Raw genomic sequence first — 17,041 nt, 5'->3', positions numbered from 1 at the left:
CGGCCTTTATTGTGCTAATAAAAGCTGTTTAATCGGCGGCCACTCTTGTAACACCTGCATTTTCATTGGTTTTGCCAATAAATAGCCTTGTCCTTCGTCACACCCCATCTCAATTAGCGCGGCCAATTGCCGGGGATCTTCAATACCTTCAGCTAAAACGCGCATCGTTAACTTATGCCCAAGCGCCAGAATAGTTTGCACAATTCGCAGGCCAGAACCGGTTTCTACAATATTATCCACAAAGCTTTTATCAATTTTCAGGCAATTGGCTTGTAACTTTTCTAAATAAGCCAGTGATGAAAACCCTGTGCCAAAATCGTCGATGGCTAACGCAATGCCGGCCTCACGTAATTTCGACAACTTAAACTCGGTATCGGCAGAAAAATCCATCGTGGCAGACTCGGTTAATTCGATTTCTAGGTGTTTGGCAGGAAAATCGGTTTCCGCTAACGCCGCAAAAATCTGCTCTAAAAAATCAGGATGCTTAAACTGTATGCTGGATACATTGACGGCTAAACGAAAGTTTTTGATAAGTGAACATAAAAATTTTGTCTCGTTTAAAGCCTTAACCAACACAATATGCCCTAAACGATGGATTAAACCCGCTTGCTCGGCTAATTCAATAAAAATGGCTGGCGAAACATGTCGTCCACTATCATCTACCCACCGTGCCAGAGCCTCTACACCAATAACTACTTTCGTAGCCAAATGAAACTGTGGTTGATAAGCAACATACAACTGCGCTAATTCCATGCCTCGATTTAATGATGAAATCAGCCCCACACGCTCACGTAAGGCTTCTACCATGGCATCATTAAATACCACTGTTTGACGAATACCGGCATTCTTGGCCCGTTTAAGCGCCATGTAAGCATGCGAGAGATTTTCAGACGGACTAATGTCAGGATGCGTCGTGGCGATGCCTAAACAAAAGCTCACGTCTTGCGAGATACCATCAACTAGCAAAGGAGTTTCTGAAAGATACTCGCGACACAGTTGCTCACTTAAACTAATGGGCGCATGGCTTAATACCGCAAATTTATCGGCGGCCAATCGGGCAGCAGTAATGCTTGAAGGGATAGCCTTAAGCCGTTGCGCCACTTGCTGTAAAAATTGATCGGCGAGCTCATTGCCAAAGCTGTCGTTTAGCATGGAAAAATGATCTAAGTCGAGTAGTAGTAAGGTGTGAACTTGGCCACCTGCGGCAGCAATTTCCATGGCTTTTAATAAACCATTGCGGTTATTCAATCCGGTAAGATGATCTTCGTAAGCCAGTTGCTCTAGCTGTGCCAGCTGTAAATAGCTTCGAGCCGCCGCCATCAAACACGTATATAGCCGTTCACGCGTTAACTCCGTTTTCGTTTTATAATCATTGATATCAAAATTTGCAATGGTAGTTAGCTCAGGTGCGTAACCAGGCTGGCCCGTTCTTAGAATGATCCGAATTTTTTTACGATGTAAGGTTTCTCTGATCTGCTGTACTAATTTTAGCCCAGCATCATCCGATTCCATCACTACATCTAACAGTAAAATCGCAATATCTGGGGTATTTTGCAGTACAGCAAAGGCTTCAGCGCTAGAGTAAGCATGCAACAGGTGTAAACGGTGACCATCAAAAGTCAGATCTCTTAACAGTAACTCCGTGACAGTGTGAACATCACTGTCGTCATCCACCACTAATAGTTTAAGTGCGGGCAAGATCGCTTTAGGTAGGGTAAGTTCTGTAGACTCTGCAGCAAATTGAAACAGCTCATCCTGCATTTTACACCTGTGATACATCACGATTGTTGATTAATTCAACATAGCACACTCTTATTAGAAAAGCTTAATTAGCATGCTTTAATAGACGCTTTTGTAGCTAACGTTGCATGCAAGCACAAATTGCGTGGTGTCAGCTCATAATCACAAAACGCCCTAACGCAGACCTCATAACCTTGCTGCTGTAAAAACAAAGCGCGATCTAATACCAAATATAATTCTAATGGCCGACGAAATAAATGCCGCACGGCATCAAGCTGTTGTAATCGTAAGTACGCTTGCTGACCTTGCTGATGATAAGACTCAAAATCGATATCAGTCGGTAGCACAAGGTGTTGTTGTGCCGCAGCAAACTGAATAAAGTCCGTAAAGGCACCACTAAACCAGTGTTTGGGTAATGAGGGCAGCGGCTGATAAGCTGGCTCACCGCTGATATGTGCCCTAAGCGCATCATAAGCTAAACGCCAGCTTACTTCGATTTCTCGCAAGCGTGCTATGCGTTCGCCAGCGGTGACTTGACCTTGTACTGCGAGCTTTAATTCTTGCCGCGTTAACGCAAGATCCGAAGCTTGCGCGATTCGGGATAACGGCACATAGGTATCATGGGAGATCAGATGATAACAACATGGAGACACGTGCAACTGCTGGCATCCTATCTGGCTCGCTGACCTTAAGAGCGCAAGATGTAACTCTCCACATGCATGCAATGCCACCACTTGCTGTGCTGGTGTTAAAACAGCCTGCCCAGCCGGACTTAATACATCCGCTTGCACAAAACGCTGTTGCAGACCAAAACGCGTTGCCAATTGCTCACCGTCTTGGCAAAGCGCGGGCTGCCATTCAATACTGGTTACCGATTGTGTTCCGGCTGCGGCCAATAGACGCCCTAAATGACCTTTCCCAGCACACCACTCCAGTATAGGCAAATCGCCTACTGGCAAAAACTGACAAAACTGTTGAATTTGTTCTAATTTACGCCCTGCGATACCGTTACTCAACCAAAACGGCCAAGTGACGGGTGGTGCTGCGCTATCCGCATGCCAAAAAAAGGGCAGTTCAAATAACGCTGGAAAAAAATGTCGAAAACATGCTGCTTGCAATTGTGGTGATTGGTCTAGAGCGCTAAGCTCAGCTAAGGTTAAAGATGATAGTTGTGCATTTAGCGCAGGCTGCCAAGGCAAGGTTTTTATACCCATAGGATGCAGCCGCCAATACGCTTCGTAACGCTTAAGCAAGGCGGCAACGTCAAAGAACAGCGAGGCAATGGCATCGCCTGTTAGGATATTAGCCATGCTTTAGGTCATTCGCGGCGAGAAAAACTGAATGCTTAGTACAACAAGGCATACAGTTTACGCCGGTATTGCAATGCCACCGCATCACCTTTGGGTAACGCCGCAAGAATATCTAAATAGATTTTTTTGCTTTGTCCAAAATTCAGATCGTGCTGCAAAATTTGCAGTAATAACGCTAAAGCGTCTTCTGAGCGCAACACCGCCTGATACTGAACCGCTAATTGCTCTTTGAGTAAATTGTCGCTGGGCGCTGCGGCTAATTGCACCTCTAAAGCCTGAATTTCTGGCGTATTAGTGGCTTGTTGTGCCAGCTCAAGTTTCGCTAATACCGCTTTAAATTGTGCGTCTTGATCTGCTAAACCGATGTCGGCTAAGAGTTTCTCAGCTTGACTTAACTGCCCTAAAACAACCGCAGTATCTGCAAGCCACAGTTTTATATCCACCCGACTAGGCGCTAGAGCTAATGCTTCGGCTAAAAGGGGATAGGCTTCTACGGCCTTGCCAGCGGTAAGCGCCAGTTGTGCTTTAGCAATTAAATCATCTTCGGGTTTCGGCAAATACGCAGCCAATCGTTGCAGAATTTGTTGTTCACTTTCAACGCCAGCAAAACCGTCAACAGGCCGCCCCTCTTTAATCATCATCACCGTAGGTAAGGATTGCACACCAAATTGAATGGCTAAATCCTGTTCCTGATCACAATCCACTTTTGCTAAACATAATTGCTCGGGATATTGCTGCACAATTTTTTCTAAAATAGGCGACAACTGTTGGCATGCGGCACTGCGAGCAGACCAAAATTGAAACAATACGAGCTGCTGGGTGGAGCGATCTAACACCTCACGCGCATTCATCATGGTAACAGCCACAATGGGGTTTAACCTGTTTGACATAACACGGATCCATTTAACCAATTATCTTGCTTACTATGGTGGCGCCATTCGCAATTTCAAAGCGGTAAAGACGGCTAAAAACCGTAAAAAGGCATCGACTTTCGAAAGGAGTTGCCGTAAATTAGCTTTGCGCAGCAAAAAAAGCCATTAGAGCAACAACCATCGCGCCCGAAATAGCAGTGAGCACTGCATTTCGCAGACCAGTCCACGTAGCACAACAGAGAGCCTAAATAGGGCTGTCAGCAGGTTTTATGCGCCAAATTTTTGCGCCCTGCTTTTACCTCAGCCAACGATGAGACAACACTATGACAAGCCAATCAAAACAAGCCGAGATGTTATCGGGCGCGGCGATGATTATTCGGGCGCTAGCCGATGAAGGGGTAGAATATGTCTACGGCTACCCTGGCGGTGCAGTCCTGCATATCTACGATGCGCTATTTCAGCAAACGCAAGTAAAGCATGTGCTTGTTCGCCACGAGCAAGCCGCTACCCATATGGCCGATGCCTATGCACGTGCTACCGGTAAAGCGGGTGTCGTACTGGTCACCTCTGGTCCGGGTGCTACCAATGCGGTCACCGGTATTGCTACCGCCTATATGGATTCTATTCCAATGGTCGTCTTAACGGGTCAGGTAATGAGTCATCTTATTGGTGGCGACGCGTTTCAAGAAACCGATATGCTGGGGATTTCCAGACCGATCGTTAAACACAACATGTCGGTGCGCCGGCCCGAAGACATTCCCTATTTAATCAAAAAAGCCTTTTATATTGCACAAAGCGGTCGGCCAGGCCCAGTCGTATTGGATATTCCGAAAGATATGACCCTACCAAGCGTCAAATTTCCTTATCATTATCCGGACGAGGTTAAATTACGCTCTTATCAGCCGAAATTAAAAGGCCATAGTGGCCAAATTAAGAAAGCGGTTACCGCATTACTTGCCGCTAAAAAACCGATTCTTTATGCCGGTGGCGGCGTGATCATGGGCGGTGGTTCGGCAGAACTAACTGAACTGGCTCAATATCTTAATTTGCCTGTCACCAATACCTTAATGGGCCTTGGTGCCTATCCCGGAGACGATCCACAGTTTATCGGTATGTTAGGTATGCACGGTAGCTATGAAGCCAACCACACCATGCATAATGCTGATGTTATTTTGGCAGTAGGTGCACGCTTTGACGATCGCGTCACCAATAGCACCAAAAAATTCTGTCCAGATGCCACAATTATCCATATTGATGTGGATCCAGCCAGTATCTCCAAGACTGTCAATGCGCACATCCCTATTGTAGGCTTGGTGCAACCCGTGCTGGAAGAAATGCTAAGCATTGTTAAACAGAAAAAGAAAAAACTTGATGCAAGCGCCCTAGAGCAATGGTGGCAACAAATCAACGCATGGCGCGCCGTTCATGGTGGCCGCTATGATACGCAAACACCGCTGCTAAAACCGCAATATGTTATTGAACAAGTGAGTAAAATCACCAAAGGTAATGCATTTGTTTGTAGCGATGTGGGTCAACATCAAATGTTTGCAGCACAATACTATAAATTCAATAAACCCAATCGTTGGATCAATTCTGGTGGCTTAGGCACTATGGGGTTTGGTTTACCCGCTGCAATGGGCGTAAAACTTAATTTCCCGGATGATGATGTGATCTGTGTCACAGGCGAAGGCTCTATTCAAATGAATATTCAGGAGCTTTCGACCTGTAAACAATATGGGCTAGGCGTAAAAATCATCAACTTAAATAACGGCTATCTTGGCATGGTGAAGCAATGGCAAGATATGAACTATGAATCCCGTTACGCCAGCTCTTACATGGACTCTCTGCCCGACTTTATTAAATTGGCCGAAGCCTATGGCCATGTGGGCATTCGCGTAACAACACCAGAAGAATTGCAACCTGCCCTAGAGCGCGCTTTTGCATTAAAAGATCAATTGGTATTTTTAGATATTCATATCGATCCGAAAGAACATGTTTACCCAATGCAAATTCCAGGTGGTGCCATGAATGATATGTTTTTAAGTAAGACAGAGAGGACTTAACATGCGACATATTATTTCTGTTTTGCTAGAAAACGAATCAGGTGCGCTGGCCCGTTTAGTAGGATTATTCGCGCAACGCGGCTACAACATTGATTCACTCACCGTGGCACCCACTGAAGATGCAACGCTGTCTCGGCTCACCTTAGTTACGCATGGCAATGATCAGGTTATTGAGCAAATTACCAAACAACTTCATAAATTAATTGAAGTTGTTAAACTTACTGATCTCAGTGAATCTGCCCATATCGAGCGTGAGCTAATGCTGGTAAAGGTTAAAGCGATTGGCGAACAACGTGATGAAGTGAAACGCTGCGCGGATATCTTCCGTGGGCAAATTGTCGATGTGTCCGCCAGCACCTACACCGTGCAGCTTGTCGGCACCAGTGATAAATTGGATGCGTTTATTCAGGCGCTTACCGGCTCACAAATCCTAGAAGTTGTGCGCAGTGGTGTATCAGGTATTGCGCGTGGCGATAAAACGCTCGCCATGTAAGCTCATTATCTGCTATCAAACACCCTCGAGTGTTTGGTAGCAGAACGGTTAAATAAACCGGCATATCTTGCTAGACCTGATAGAGATACCACACCAAAAATACCACTGCAAAACCAATCAAATAGGCTAATCCTAGCCAACTAAGCAGGGTTAACCTTTTTGATAAACCCGGTTTATTTCCGCCACGCATCAAACTAAAATTTAACCACGCAAATACGGGGGTTGTGAGAAACGCTAGCGTCATCGCAAAAGTTAACATCGGACCTATTGCCGAACGGAAAAATACAATCATTGCCATACCACTGAATGCCTGGAGCAATAACAGGCTTGGAAAACGCCAGCGGGTAGCTCGGGTATATAAACCAAGCAAGCGGCCAGATTCATCTAGCGTACGCGCATAACCATCTAATACCGTTAGCGTGGTACCAAACATACACAAAAACGCAATCAGTGACACGAGCGGTTTTGCCCATTCCCCTATTGTGCTGCCATACATATTAACTAACTGCTGCGCAAATGCAGCACCCGCGAGGGCGATCGGCTGTTCACTACCATATTGCACTAATGCCCCCAACGATACAAAAACACACGCCAGCGCCGCCGTTAGCCAGTAACCTAGATTAAAATCAAACAGTCCTTGTGCCGGCGTTACTGTATGGCGCTGTTGTTTTGCTTTTAACCATAATGAGCTAATGGCCGATATTTCTATAGGTGCGGGCATCCAGCCCATTAACGCGACTAAAAACCCTAGCATAGCCAGCTGCCATGGCGATTGCCCTACAAAATCGACTGGCGCCATCGCCCCATTTTTTGCTGCGATCAATGCGGCAACCACCGTGGTAATAGTGAGCAATAACATGATCAGCTTGGCCACGTTATCTAAGGCCTGATAGTGCCCTAACAATATAATGAGCAAGCAGGCAGCTAAAATTAACCAACATAAACTTATGATCGATAAAGACCATGGTAAAGCATACTGCAAGAGCGCTGCGGTCAAAATCAGCACACCTGCCGTATTAACGATCGCCGCAACGATATTAAGCAAAACGAAACTGTAAAAATACGGCTTACCTTTACGCCAATATCCTTCAACTAAAGACACGTTATGCTCTAACGTATACTGCACCCCAAACCGGAAAAAGGGATACTTCAATACATTAACTACGATTATAAGCCACAGTAATTGCCAGCCAAATAAGGCACCCGCTTGCGTGGAGGCAACCAAGTGCGATCCCCCAACTGCGGCAGTTGCCATTAATACACCGGGCCCAAGTGCTTGCACACGCCCACGCCATCCGGTTAAAACTTGTTGCATAATCGTTCTTGTTTATTGTTATTTCCTGCGCGCTAGCTTAGCCTAAGCAACTTACGGATGCATCACCCTAATCAGCTTTTAAGCACTAACCAAGGCCATTACCATGCAAGACCACGAGCTAACGGATCAAGACACCTTAATTGAGGTACTGGAAAATCAACTTGCCGATAATTACCCTAAAGAAGTTACCGCAACGCTGATGCGTTTACGCATGACCGGCCATAGCCGAGAAGCCGCACTAGAATTGATGGCTTGTGCCTTAGCGCCAGAGATGTTTGCGGTGGTTGAGCAACAACAAAGCTTTAATTTAGAACGCTACATCGCGCATTTAGCCCTATTACCCGAGACACCTTGGCTGGATGATACGCCATGAGTGATACCCTGATTACTCATCTAACAACAGAACGCCGCTTTGTTCTTAGCATGGCCAATGCGAGTGCAGTTTTAGACTATCAAATTACTGGCAATACCATTAATTTTTGTCACACCTTTGTCCCGCCAGAATTTCGCGGTAAAGGCCTTGCCGAACAACTGGTGCGACATGGTCTCGCGTGGGCGCGACAAACGGGCTTATCGATTACGGCTTCCTGTTCTTACGTACAACGATTTTTATAACACCTGTTTGTTTATTACGCCTGTTATCTAAAGCACGCCATATAAAAAACCCTGGTTATACACCAGGGTTTGATTATGTTGATTACCTTACGCGAGTTGTGTTAAGCAACTTTTATCGCGCGAGGGTTATAACGTCAAATCAATAATGGGTAAGTTTAGTTTGGCTAACTCAGGCTTTAATTTATCTGCCTCGCCCACTACCACTATGACCATCTCTGCAGGCGATAAATACTGCGTGGCTAAGGCATTTAGCTCTGCTAATGACGTTTGTTGTAACACACTATTTCGCTCGCGAGTAAACTCTGGCCCAACCTTAAATTCCAGCATTTGCGCCATAAACCCTAATTTAGCGTTTGGCGTTTCATACCGTAAGGCTTCAGATTGATTGACGGCGCTGCGCATAAAGCTCAGCTCTTCTGCTGTCATCCCCGTTTGCTGATAGGTGTTAAGCTCGTTTAAAAACTCCGTAATAGATTCCCGAGTAACATCGGCACGCACTGCGGCACTGGCGGTAAATAGCCCAACCTGTTGATCACCACCAAACCCACTTCGGGCACCATAGGTATAGCCTTTATCTTCCCGCAAGTTTAGGTTTATACGGCTATTGAAATTACCCCCCAAGGTGAAATTCATCAAACCTGCACGATAAAAATCTCCTGTTAAATCGCGAGGCATCGCTCGGCGCACAATACGAATTTCTGATTGTGGTGATTGATCTTTATGTACTAAGTAAATCGCTCCAGCTTGAATTGTAGGCGCGGGTAATGCCAGTTTCAGCTCAGGCGCTTTACCTTGCCATTGCGGTGCAATTTGCGCTAATAAAGGTTGTAACTGAGCTTGTGGCAAGTCCGACACGGCAACTAACTGTGCGCCCTCTGGCTTAACATAAGCCTGATAAAACGCTTGCACCTGTGCTAACGTCATAGCTTGCAGGCTTTGCTCTGTACCGGCACCAGGTTGTCCAGCAATGGTATCGCCAAACATAAGCTGTCGTACTGCCTGATCCGCTAAATAACTCGCATTTTTCTGTGCCTGGGCTAAAGACTGTAAACGTTGCTGCTTTAAGCGGTTAAAATCTTCTTCCTTAAATGCGGGTCTTAATAACTTCTCTTGCACCAACGCCAGAGTTTGCGGCAGATTTCGGCTTAAACTGCTGATAAACACATTTAGCTCATTATCAGCAGCACTAAAAGATACCGAACTGCCCAGCAGCTCCAACGCCATACTCATTTGCTCTGTACTGTAATTCTCCGTGCTTTCATTTAGTAGCGATGCCAGCATCGCGGCAGTGCCCACCTGTTCAACGGTGTTTTGAAAACTGCCTGCAGGGATCCGGAGTAAAATAGACGTGGTAGGCGTTTCGTCACTGATCGCACCTAACACGGCTATACCGTTTTCTAATTGCGTTGTCCAAGTCTCTGGCAATACGATAGCCGGATTGGCCCCTGCTTGAGGTACCACTTTGCGATCGAAGGTTTGTGTTGCATAACGCATTGGCAACTCTGCTGACGCCTGCGCCGTTGCCGGATCAAATTGCTGCGGAGTGAAATTATCCGCCGCTGCAATTAATTCTTTTTTACCGCGAGGTACAACACTGCTAATCACGGCGGGGCTGTTTTGTACATATTGCTGGTAAACACGCATCACATCGTCTGCTGTTACCGCTTCATATGCCGCTAATAGGCTGGCGATACGATCTGGCTCACCGAAGAAAATTTCGTTATAGGCCAGTTGACTAACTTTACCAGCGACACTTTGCAAACCAAAGATACTGCGCGCTTCTACGCGCGTTTTGGCGCGAGCTAAATCGTCTGGTTTAACGCCACGCTCAGCTACCTGTTTTAAGTTTTGACGCAGTAATTGTTCAATATCTGCTAAATTTTTACCCGACGCTGGGTGTGGCAAAGCGCTTAAGCTAAAGGTACACGCCAATTCCATACAGCGATGCCCCGCCGAGGCATTTACCGCAATTTGCGGTCGCACTAAACTTTGATACAGCAACGAATTGTTACCATTACCTAAAATATCTGCCAAAATATCTAACGGCGCTTCATCTGGATGACCGGCGTATACGGTTGGAAACGTCATACTAATTAAAGGTAAATGTACATTGTCTTCCATCGACACATACCGATCAGCATCTAGCTTAGCCGGCGCTTTTGCCATTTTTTCTACTGCTGGACCGGCAGGAATCGTCCCAAAGTATTGTTGCACCAAAGGTAAAACATCTTCTGCTTTTACCGCACCACCTATAGTAAGAGTGGCATTGTTAGGACCGTACCAGCGCAAAAAAAACTGTTTTAAATCAGGCATTGTTGCGCGATTTAAATCATCCATATGACCAATAACCGGCCATGAATAAGGATGACCGTAAGGGTATAAGGCACCTAATAATTGCTCAAAGTAACGGCCATAAGGTTGGTTATCCACGCGCTGACCGCGTTCATTTTTAACGGTAGATAATTGAATATCAAATTTTTCCTGTGTCACAGAATCTAGGAAGTAGCCCATTCGATCCGATTCCAGCCACAACATTTTTTCTAATTGATTCACTGGTACCGTTTGAAAATAGTTTGTTCGATCGCTGTTCGTGGTGCCGTTTAATGTACCGCCTGCCTCCGTCACATATTTAAAATGCATTTCGGCACCAACATTGTCGGAACCTTGAAACATCATATGCTCAAAGAAGTGCGCAAAACCCGACTTACCTAACTCTTCACGGGCAGAACCTACATGATAGGTCACATCAATATGCACCAGAGGATCAGATTGATCTTCATGAATAATTACTGTTAAGCCGTTTTCTAAAACGTATTTTTTATAGGGCAGGCTAATTTCATTTTGCTGTTGCGATTTAGCCGCAACCAGAGTCACCCCAGTGGGTAATTCGTTATGTGATTTATGGCTGCAACTTGTTACACCCAAGGCAACCAGTAACGCTAGTGAGAGAGAAGAATATTTCAAAACAAGCTCCTTTGCTGTTGTTTTATTCACGATTAAAACAGGTCGCGCTTTTAATGAAAACCTAACAGATGTAACAAAATATAACTGGCTAGAAAAACACCACCAAAGTCGCATAGCGCTAACCTGTTGTATAAACTAGCCTTAGTTATTATTCATAAGAGGATTTAAGATGTTTAGCGCATTAGTCATCGACAAAACCCCAGATTATCACGCCAGTTTACAACAGCTTACTGATAACCAATTACCGGATGCTGAAGTGATTGTACAGGTCGCTTATTCCACATTGAATTACAAAGATGCACTGGCTATAACTGGCCAATCGCCGGTAGTCCGAGCGTTTCCGATGGTTCCCGGTATTGATTTTGCTGGTACGGTGCTAAAAAGTAAAAGCCCTACATTTGCAGTGGGCGATCAGGTGCTATTGAACGGCTGGGGTGTAGGTGAAAAGCACTGGGGCGGTTTGGCCCAACGTGCAGCAGTACCTGCGGCTTGGTTACAATCAATTCCTGCCCCATTAACCGCCAAACAAGCGATGAGTATTGGTACTGCGGGATATACCGCTATGTTATGTATACAAGCGTTGTTAAAGCATGGTTTGACGCCTGCAGCGGGGCCTGTTTTAGTGACCGGGGCCACCGGAGGGGTTGGCAGCTTTGCCGTACTCTTGTTGGCTCGCTTAGGATTTCACGTTACCGCCGTTACCGGTAAAACCACTTCAGCTGATTATCTAAAGCAATTGGGCGCGAGCGTTGTTGTCAGTCGTGAGACCTTGTCGGCACCCGGTAAACCGCTTGCAAAAGAACAATGGGCCGGTGTAGTAGATTCCGTAGGTAGTCATACCCTTGCCAATGCTTGTGCGCAGACATGTTATGGCGGTGTTGTTGCGGCATGTGGATTGGCGCAAGGTATGGATTTCCCTGCTTCGGTAGCCCCTTTTATTTTACGCGGTATCACACTGTGCGGTATCGATAGTGTAATGCAGCCAATGCCTGCTCGAATTGCCGCATGGCAACAATTAGCGTCGCTTTTACAAGAAACAGACTTTGCATTACTCAGTCAAGAGATTACGCTTTCGGATGCCCTTGCTAAGGCGCACGCCTTGTTAGCCGGTCAAATCCAAGGGCGTTTGCTGGTCAATCTCCAGCCGTAATCTGTTCAAAACATTCTGTTGGGTAGCAGCGGGAAGCCCAATAGCACTATACTGTCGAAGAAAAGCTGTCAAAACACATATAACGAAAATAGCCTGCCGTTAGCGGCAGGTTTCAAGTTGCTGTAACTGTATAAGCAGCTGTTGTGCCTGCTCCCGCAATGTCAGTAGTTGTTCATCAGTTAACGCAACTTGGCAACGTAAAGCGGGCATCACTCCAGCAACCTGATCTTCAAGTGCTTTGCCAGCTGCGGTTAAAAGTACCTTTTTACTTCGCTCATCCTTCTCATCTGCTTGCCGTTGTAACCAACCTTTTTGTTCTAATTTTCTTACCAATGGCGTGAGTGAACCCGAATCAAACAAGGTCGCTGCCCCCAATTGGCCTAAACTAATATTATCTTGCTGCCACAACGCCAATAGCACAACATATTGCGGGTACGTTAAATCTAACGGCTGTAATAAGGGTCGATACAGCCGCATCATGGCATTATTGGCGCTATATAAAGCAAAACAAACCTGTTGCGGCAATGGTAACGTTTTGTTGGTCATGTAATATCCTCAGCATTATCAGGGCGCGAAGGCGCAGCTTGACTATTTCAATATCTAAAGCCTGTGCACGTTGTCGGTATGCTTGGCTGACATTATAGCAAAAAAGGCTGACACACAAAAATATTTCACGCAATAATATTGCGCGCAAGATAAATGTAGCCTATGATTACGCCAACAGTAAAAACACCTTAAACCAACAAGAGGTAAATGATGGATATTCTTTATAAAGCAGTGGTAACCGCAACGGGTGGACGTGATGGCCAAGCGAAGTCAGATGACGGCTTATTAGAAACTAAACTTGCCGCCCCTAAAAAGTTAGGTGGTAAAGGGGATGCAACCAATCCAGAGCAATTATTTGCTGCAGGTTATGCCGCATGCTTTATTGGCGCGTTAAAATTTGTTGCAGGACAAAGCAAACAAACGTTGCCTACCGACAGCAGTATTCGCGCGGAAGTAGGTATTGGTAAAGTGGAAGGAGGGTTTAGTTTAGACGTTGATTTATATATCAATTTACCAGGTTTAGCTAATGAAACGGCTACGCAATTGGTTGCTGCAGCCCACCAAGTATGCCCATACTCAAACGCAACTCGCGGCAATATCGATGTTCGTTTACACACGAGCGTGTAACGAGTTAGCAACGTCTTTGTTATAAAGATCTAAGAACCATATCTAAGTACCATAAAGAATCTAGGCCATCGTGGGCGAATATCCTCCCACGATGGCCTAGTTTATTGTCACGTCTTAAACCGTATTACACATCAAGCTTAAACTGCGAATTATTTAATAAGTACTGAATCGCTTCATCTTGTGTTCCAAAGGCTGACAGATCCAGATTATTAATATCATAAGACGCTATTTGTTGGCCATTCAGTAACAGGGTTGCGCTCCCAACATCACTATCTATCGCCATACTCAACTCTTGAATAATACCCTCTGAATCGGTCGCATTCAGCAGTTCGTCAAGTTGTAGTATTGCCTGATCAGTTACTGGTGTTTCACTTTCAGTTGGCGCGTTCGACCCAATATCACTTAGGTTATCTGCCAAATCCCAACTGAATATATCGGTGGTCTCTCCGGTAAACAGATCAATAGGTAACAATGTTTGTTCCTGTTCTAACGATACTACAACTGCACTATTACCCTCTTGCTCTGACGATTGCGAATTGTCAACTAACACCGAGACGTCTTGCTCGCCCAAATGGTCAACCACTGGCTGTAATTGATCTTCTGGTACGCTGTCCACTACCATCGCAACAACATCGACCACTGGCTGCGATTGATCTTCTGGTACGCTGTCCACCAGCATCGCAACAACATCAACCACTGGCTGCGATTGATCTTCTGGTACGCTGTCCACTACCATCGCAACAACATCAACCACTGGCTGCGATTGATCCTCTGGTATGCTGTCCACTACCATCGCAACAACATCGACCACTGGCTGCGATTGATCTTCTGGTACGCTGTCCACTACCATCGCAACAGCATCAACCACTGGCTGTAATTGATCTTCTGGTACGCTGTCCACCACCGTCGCAACAACATCAACCACTGGCTGCAATTGTTCTTCTGGTACGCTGTCCACCACCATCGCAACAACATCAACCACTGGCTGCGATTGATCTTCTGGTACGCTGTCCACCACCATCGCAACAACATCGATCACTGGCTGCGATTGATCTTCTGGTAATATCTCTAACGCAGGAGACATCTCACTTATTTGAGACAACATTACAGTATTAGCAGTACTCTCAACAGCCAAACCATTGGAACTTGCTGCCGTCGAGTTTGTCGACTTACTTGCAACAGTTTGATTCACAGTGACGTCAATTGTTGCTGTCACAGAAGCTTGATCATCGCCATCAAAGCTAGTTGCAACAACGGTAAGCTGAATATTTCCGTTAAACCCAACTGGTGGATACAGCAATAAACCACTTAATTGTGCCGCTGTTAATGACCAAGAACCATCACCATTTTTAGAACCCGCTGACAAACTGCTTCCAGCAGGTAACCCTGAAATAGTCACAAGCAAGGTCTCACTCGCATCAGTAACGGCTGCATTAATTGTTAACGCCACAGGAATACCATAGCTACTGCCATCAATAACTATCTGCGTATTATTTACGGTGAATCCTGAATCTTTTCCAGAATCTAAACCATTTAGGATGACAAAATCCACTTTGTAATTACCATCTTGATTCGCGGTAAACGAGGCAATACCCGCCCCGTTAACACCTGCACCTAGTAACTCCGACGCAGTAATCAAGGTAGTCGTTCTTGTTCCATCTGGCGCAGTCACAATCATTAGAACAAAATCATTGAATCCTGACTGGATTTCACTGCTTAAATTTTCACCGTTGATAAAAGACCAATCAAATTTAATCGTTGTGTTCGCTTTAAGCTGGTAATTATTTGTCTTAAAGTTACCATCAACTGCATTTATGTTGCCGTTATGATTAACTGGCCCGCCAGTAGGATTGAAGCTATCTAAGAATCCGCTTGTTAGCCCTAACGCACTTTCAATAGCTGCTTGTGAAAGTCCACTACCCGCTAGTGTGCCATTTGCGCCAGTCGTAATGGTAAAAGTAGATACACCATTCATTAAAGTTGGCGTAACCTCTAAAACCGGCTTATCAGCAACTGGCGTTACTGTGATATTGACATCCGCAACTGATACACCCCCTTGACCATCTATAACAGAGTAAGTAATCGTTGGGAAAGTACCGCTCCAGTTGGTAGCAGGGGTAAAGGTAAAATTACCGTCTGCCGCTATAATTAGCGTTCCCTGGCCGGCAATGGTAGCTTCACTACCTGGTGTATAAGTGACACCATTAATAACAAAAGACTCTAATGTCAGGGTGTTACCATCAACATCTTTATCATTACTGAAAACGTTACCAGTTAACTCCGTATCTTCTTTAACCTGATAGGTATCAGCTACTGCAACAGGTGTGCTATTAATTCCAACACTATCACCTACACCTGCATTTCCTGCAGCATCGGTATAGCTGCCGGCAGCAACAGAAATAGCTATTGCAGCAGTGCCGGAAGCAACAAAAGTAGCCGTCCAAATATTAGGGTTATTTGGATCCTGAGTTAAACCACTGAGCACTCCTCCTGATACGACTATATCATCCGCAGTAAAACCAATTACATTCTCGCTAAAGGTAAAGGTTACGGTGGTGGATTCACCAGCTGATAAGGTTGAATCGGTCGTTGTTATTTCAAGAGTTGGAGCAGTAGTGTCTAAAGACCCATTGGTGCTGCCGTTGACCGGGTTACCGTTGTTGTCCAACGCCGTCGCGCTGATGGTCAGCAGACCGTCGGTCAGGCCGCTCACATCCACGTTTTCAACCAGGTAGCTGCCATCCGCCAGCACGGTGGCCGTGGTGGTCACGGTGTTGCCTTTTTTATCGGTAATGGTGATGTTCACCACGGTGCCTTCGGCCACATCGGTGGTGCTGCCGCTGATGTCCAGCGTCGCATCGCCGTTATCCACGGTCGCGTTTACGCTCAGAGCCGCTTCGACCGCATCTAAGTTGATCGCCGTATTAGCATTAATAGGATTGCCATTATTATCTACGCCGCTCGCGGTAATGGTTAAAGCGCCATCCGCTAAGCCGCTAATATCAATCCCCGCCAAGCTATAGCTGCCATCGGCATTGACTAACGCGCTCACCACCACGCTAATACCAAACTGATCGGTAATAGTCAGCTGCACCGTACTGCCCGGCGCGACATCCACCGTGTTACCCGAGAGCGTTAAGCTATTATTTGCTGCCAGCTCTGCCGCCAAGGTAATGGCCGAGTCGATGGCATCCAGTGTTAAGCCCGTATTGGCACTGATTGGATTGCCGTTATTATCCACCGCTGTCGCGGTAATGGTTAAGGCGCCATCCGCTAAGCCGCTAATATCCACACCCGCTAGGCTATAACTGCCATCGGCATTAACTACCGCACTCACCACCACGCT

General features: G+C 45.9%; 13 protein-coding genes. 6 read left to right on the top strand and 7 right to left on the bottom strand.

Going from position 1 to position 17,041, the window contains the following annotated elements; translation table 11 throughout:
- Positions 1 to 6: 6 nt before the first annotated feature.
- The 3 genes from IE070_RS07995 to IE070_RS07985 form a co-directional block, all read right to left on the bottom strand.
- The gene (locus tag IE070_RS07995; protein WP_189482267.1) at positions 7 to 1,761 is read right to left on the bottom strand and encodes a putative bifunctional diguanylate cyclase/phosphodiesterase; all 1,755 of its coding nucleotides are present in this window, start codon (positions 1,759 to 1,761) and stop codon (positions 7 to 9) included.
- A gap of 68 nt (positions 1,762 to 1,829) precedes the next feature.
- The gene (locus IE070_RS07990; protein WP_189482265.1) at positions 1,830 to 3,050 is read right to left on the bottom strand and encodes a methyltransferase; all 1,221 of its coding nucleotides are present in this window, start codon (positions 3,048 to 3,050) and stop codon (positions 1,830 to 1,832) included.
- A gap of 35 nt (positions 3,051 to 3,085) precedes the next feature.
- Positions 3,086 to 3,940 carry a tetratricopeptide repeat protein gene (locus tag IE070_RS07985; RefSeq protein WP_189482263.1) on the bottom strand — a complete coding sequence of 285 codons (855 nt, stop codon included), beginning with the start codon at positions 3,938 to 3,940 and terminating at the stop codon, positions 3,086 to 3,088.
- Between the two features lie 305 nt (positions 3,941 to 4,245).
- On the opposite strand from IE070_RS07985, the gene IE070_RS07980 reads away from it, so the two are divergent.
- Together IE070_RS07980 and ilvN are read left to right on the top strand one after the other, a co-directional pair.
- The gene (locus IE070_RS07980; RefSeq protein WP_189482261.1) at positions 4,246 to 5,985 is read left to right on the top strand and encodes an acetolactate synthase 3 large subunit; all 1,740 of its coding nucleotides are present in this window, start codon (positions 4,246 to 4,248) and stop codon (positions 5,983 to 5,985) included.
- A 1-nt stretch (position 5,986) separates the two neighbouring features.
- Complete coding sequence (gene ilvN / locus IE070_RS07975) at positions 5,987 to 6,478, top strand: acetolactate synthase small subunit (protein WP_189482259.1); 492 nt, start codon at positions 5,987 to 5,989, stop codon at positions 6,476 to 6,478.
- A 70-nt stretch (positions 6,479 to 6,548) separates the two neighbouring features.
- Here the strand turns inward: ilvN and IE070_RS07970 are convergent, their stop codons facing one another.
- A complete protein-coding gene (locus tag IE070_RS07970) occupies positions 6,549 to 7,793 on the bottom strand; it encodes an NRAMP family divalent metal transporter (protein WP_189482256.1) in 1,245 nt (414 codons plus the stop codon).
- 103 nt (positions 7,794 to 7,896) lie between these two features.
- Between IE070_RS07970 and IE070_RS07965 the strand changes: the two genes are divergently transcribed.
- Together IE070_RS07965 and IE070_RS07960 are read left to right on the top strand one after the other, a co-directional pair.
- A complete protein-coding gene (locus IE070_RS07965; protein WP_189482254.1) occupies positions 7,897 to 8,166 on the top strand; it encodes a hypothetical protein in 270 nt (89 codons plus the stop codon).
- Positions 8,163 to 8,408, top strand: coding sequence for a GNAT family N-acetyltransferase (locus IE070_RS07960; protein WP_189482252.1), 246 nt, complete (start codon positions 8,163 to 8,165; stop codon positions 8,406 to 8,408). Before IE070_RS07965 ends, IE070_RS07960 begins: the two co-directional genes overlap by 4 nt.
- 126 nt (positions 8,409 to 8,534) lie before the next feature.
- Here the strand turns inward: IE070_RS07960 and IE070_RS07955 are convergent, their stop codons facing one another.
- Positions 8,535 to 11,372, bottom strand: a complete 2,838-nt coding sequence (locus IE070_RS07955; RefSeq protein ID WP_189482250.1) for a M16 family metallopeptidase — start codon at positions 11,370 to 11,372, stop codon at positions 8,535 to 8,537.
- 169 nt (positions 11,373 to 11,541) lie between these two features.
- Between IE070_RS07955 and acuI the strand changes: the two genes are divergently transcribed.
- Positions 11,542 to 12,522, top strand: a complete 981-nt coding sequence (acuI, locus tag IE070_RS07950; RefSeq protein ID WP_189482248.1) for an acrylyl-CoA reductase (NADPH) — start codon at positions 11,542 to 11,544, stop codon at positions 12,520 to 12,522.
- A 99-nt stretch (positions 12,523 to 12,621) separates the two neighbouring features.
- Here the strand turns inward: acuI and IE070_RS07945 are convergent, their stop codons facing one another.
- Positions 12,622 to 13,068, bottom strand: a complete 447-nt coding sequence (locus IE070_RS07945) for a MarR family winged helix-turn-helix transcriptional regulator (RefSeq protein WP_189482246.1) — start codon at positions 13,066 to 13,068, stop codon at positions 12,622 to 12,624.
- Between the two features lie 210 nt (positions 13,069 to 13,278).
- Between IE070_RS07945 and IE070_RS07940 the strand changes: the two genes are divergently transcribed.
- Positions 13,279 to 13,695 (top strand): organic hydroperoxide resistance protein, encoded by a 417-nt coding sequence (locus IE070_RS07940; protein ID WP_189482598.1) that lies wholly within the window; start codon positions 13,279 to 13,281, stop codon positions 13,693 to 13,695.
- A 124-nt stretch (positions 13,696 to 13,819) separates the two neighbouring features.
- On the opposite strand, the gene IE070_RS07935 is transcribed toward IE070_RS07940, so the two are convergent.
- Positions 13,820 to 17,041, bottom strand: a 3,222-nt coding sequence (locus IE070_RS07935) for an Ig-like domain-containing protein (RefSeq protein WP_189482244.1), incomplete at its 5' end; no start/stop codon positions are given.

Origin of the sequence: Alishewanella tabrizica, from assembly GCF_014652375.1 — a bacterium.
Classification (GTDB): Bacteria; Pseudomonadota; Gammaproteobacteria; order Enterobacterales; family Alteromonadaceae; genus Alishewanella; species Alishewanella tabrizica.
Note: the sequence above shows the minus strand (reverse complement) of the source record. Positions and strands in the feature narration are given on the sequence as shown.

Coding starts and splice junctions, on each gene's coding strand:
- IE070_RS07945 (WP_189482246.1), bottom strand. CDS start 13,068: ATGACCAACAAAACGTTACCATTGCCGCAACAGGTTTGTTTTGCTTTA.
- IE070_RS07940 (WP_189482598.1), top strand. CDS start 13,279: ATGGATATTCTTTATAAAGCAGTGGTAACCGCAACGGGTGGACGTGAT.
- IE070_RS07960 (WP_189482252.1), top strand. CDS start 8,163: ATGAGTGATACCCTGATTACTCATCTAACAACAGAACGCCGCTTTGTT.
- IE070_RS07995 (WP_189482267.1), bottom strand. CDS start 1,761: ATGCAGGATGAGCTGTTTCAATTTGCTGCAGAGTCTACAGAACTTACC.
- IE070_RS07970 (WP_189482256.1), bottom strand. CDS start 7,793: ATGCAACAAGTTTTAACCGGATGGCGTGGGCGTGTGCAAGCACTTGGG.
- IE070_RS07985 (WP_189482263.1), bottom strand. CDS start 3,940: ATGTCAAACAGGTTAAACCCCATTGTGGCTGTTACCATGATGAATGCG.
- IE070_RS07965 (WP_189482254.1), top strand. CDS start 7,897: ATGCAAGACCACGAGCTAACGGATCAAGACACCTTAATTGAGGTACTG.
- IE070_RS07980 (WP_189482261.1), top strand. CDS start 4,246: ATGACAAGCCAATCAAAACAAGCCGAGATGTTATCGGGCGCGGCGATG.
- ilvN (WP_189482259.1), top strand. CDS start 5,987: ATGCGACATATTATTTCTGTTTTGCTAGAAAACGAATCAGGTGCGCTG.
- IE070_RS07990 (WP_189482265.1), bottom strand. CDS start 3,050: ATGGCTAATATCCTAACAGGCGATGCCATTGCCTCGCTGTTCTTTGAC.
- acuI (WP_189482248.1), top strand. CDS start 11,542: ATGTTTAGCGCATTAGTCATCGACAAAACCCCAGATTATCACGCCAGT.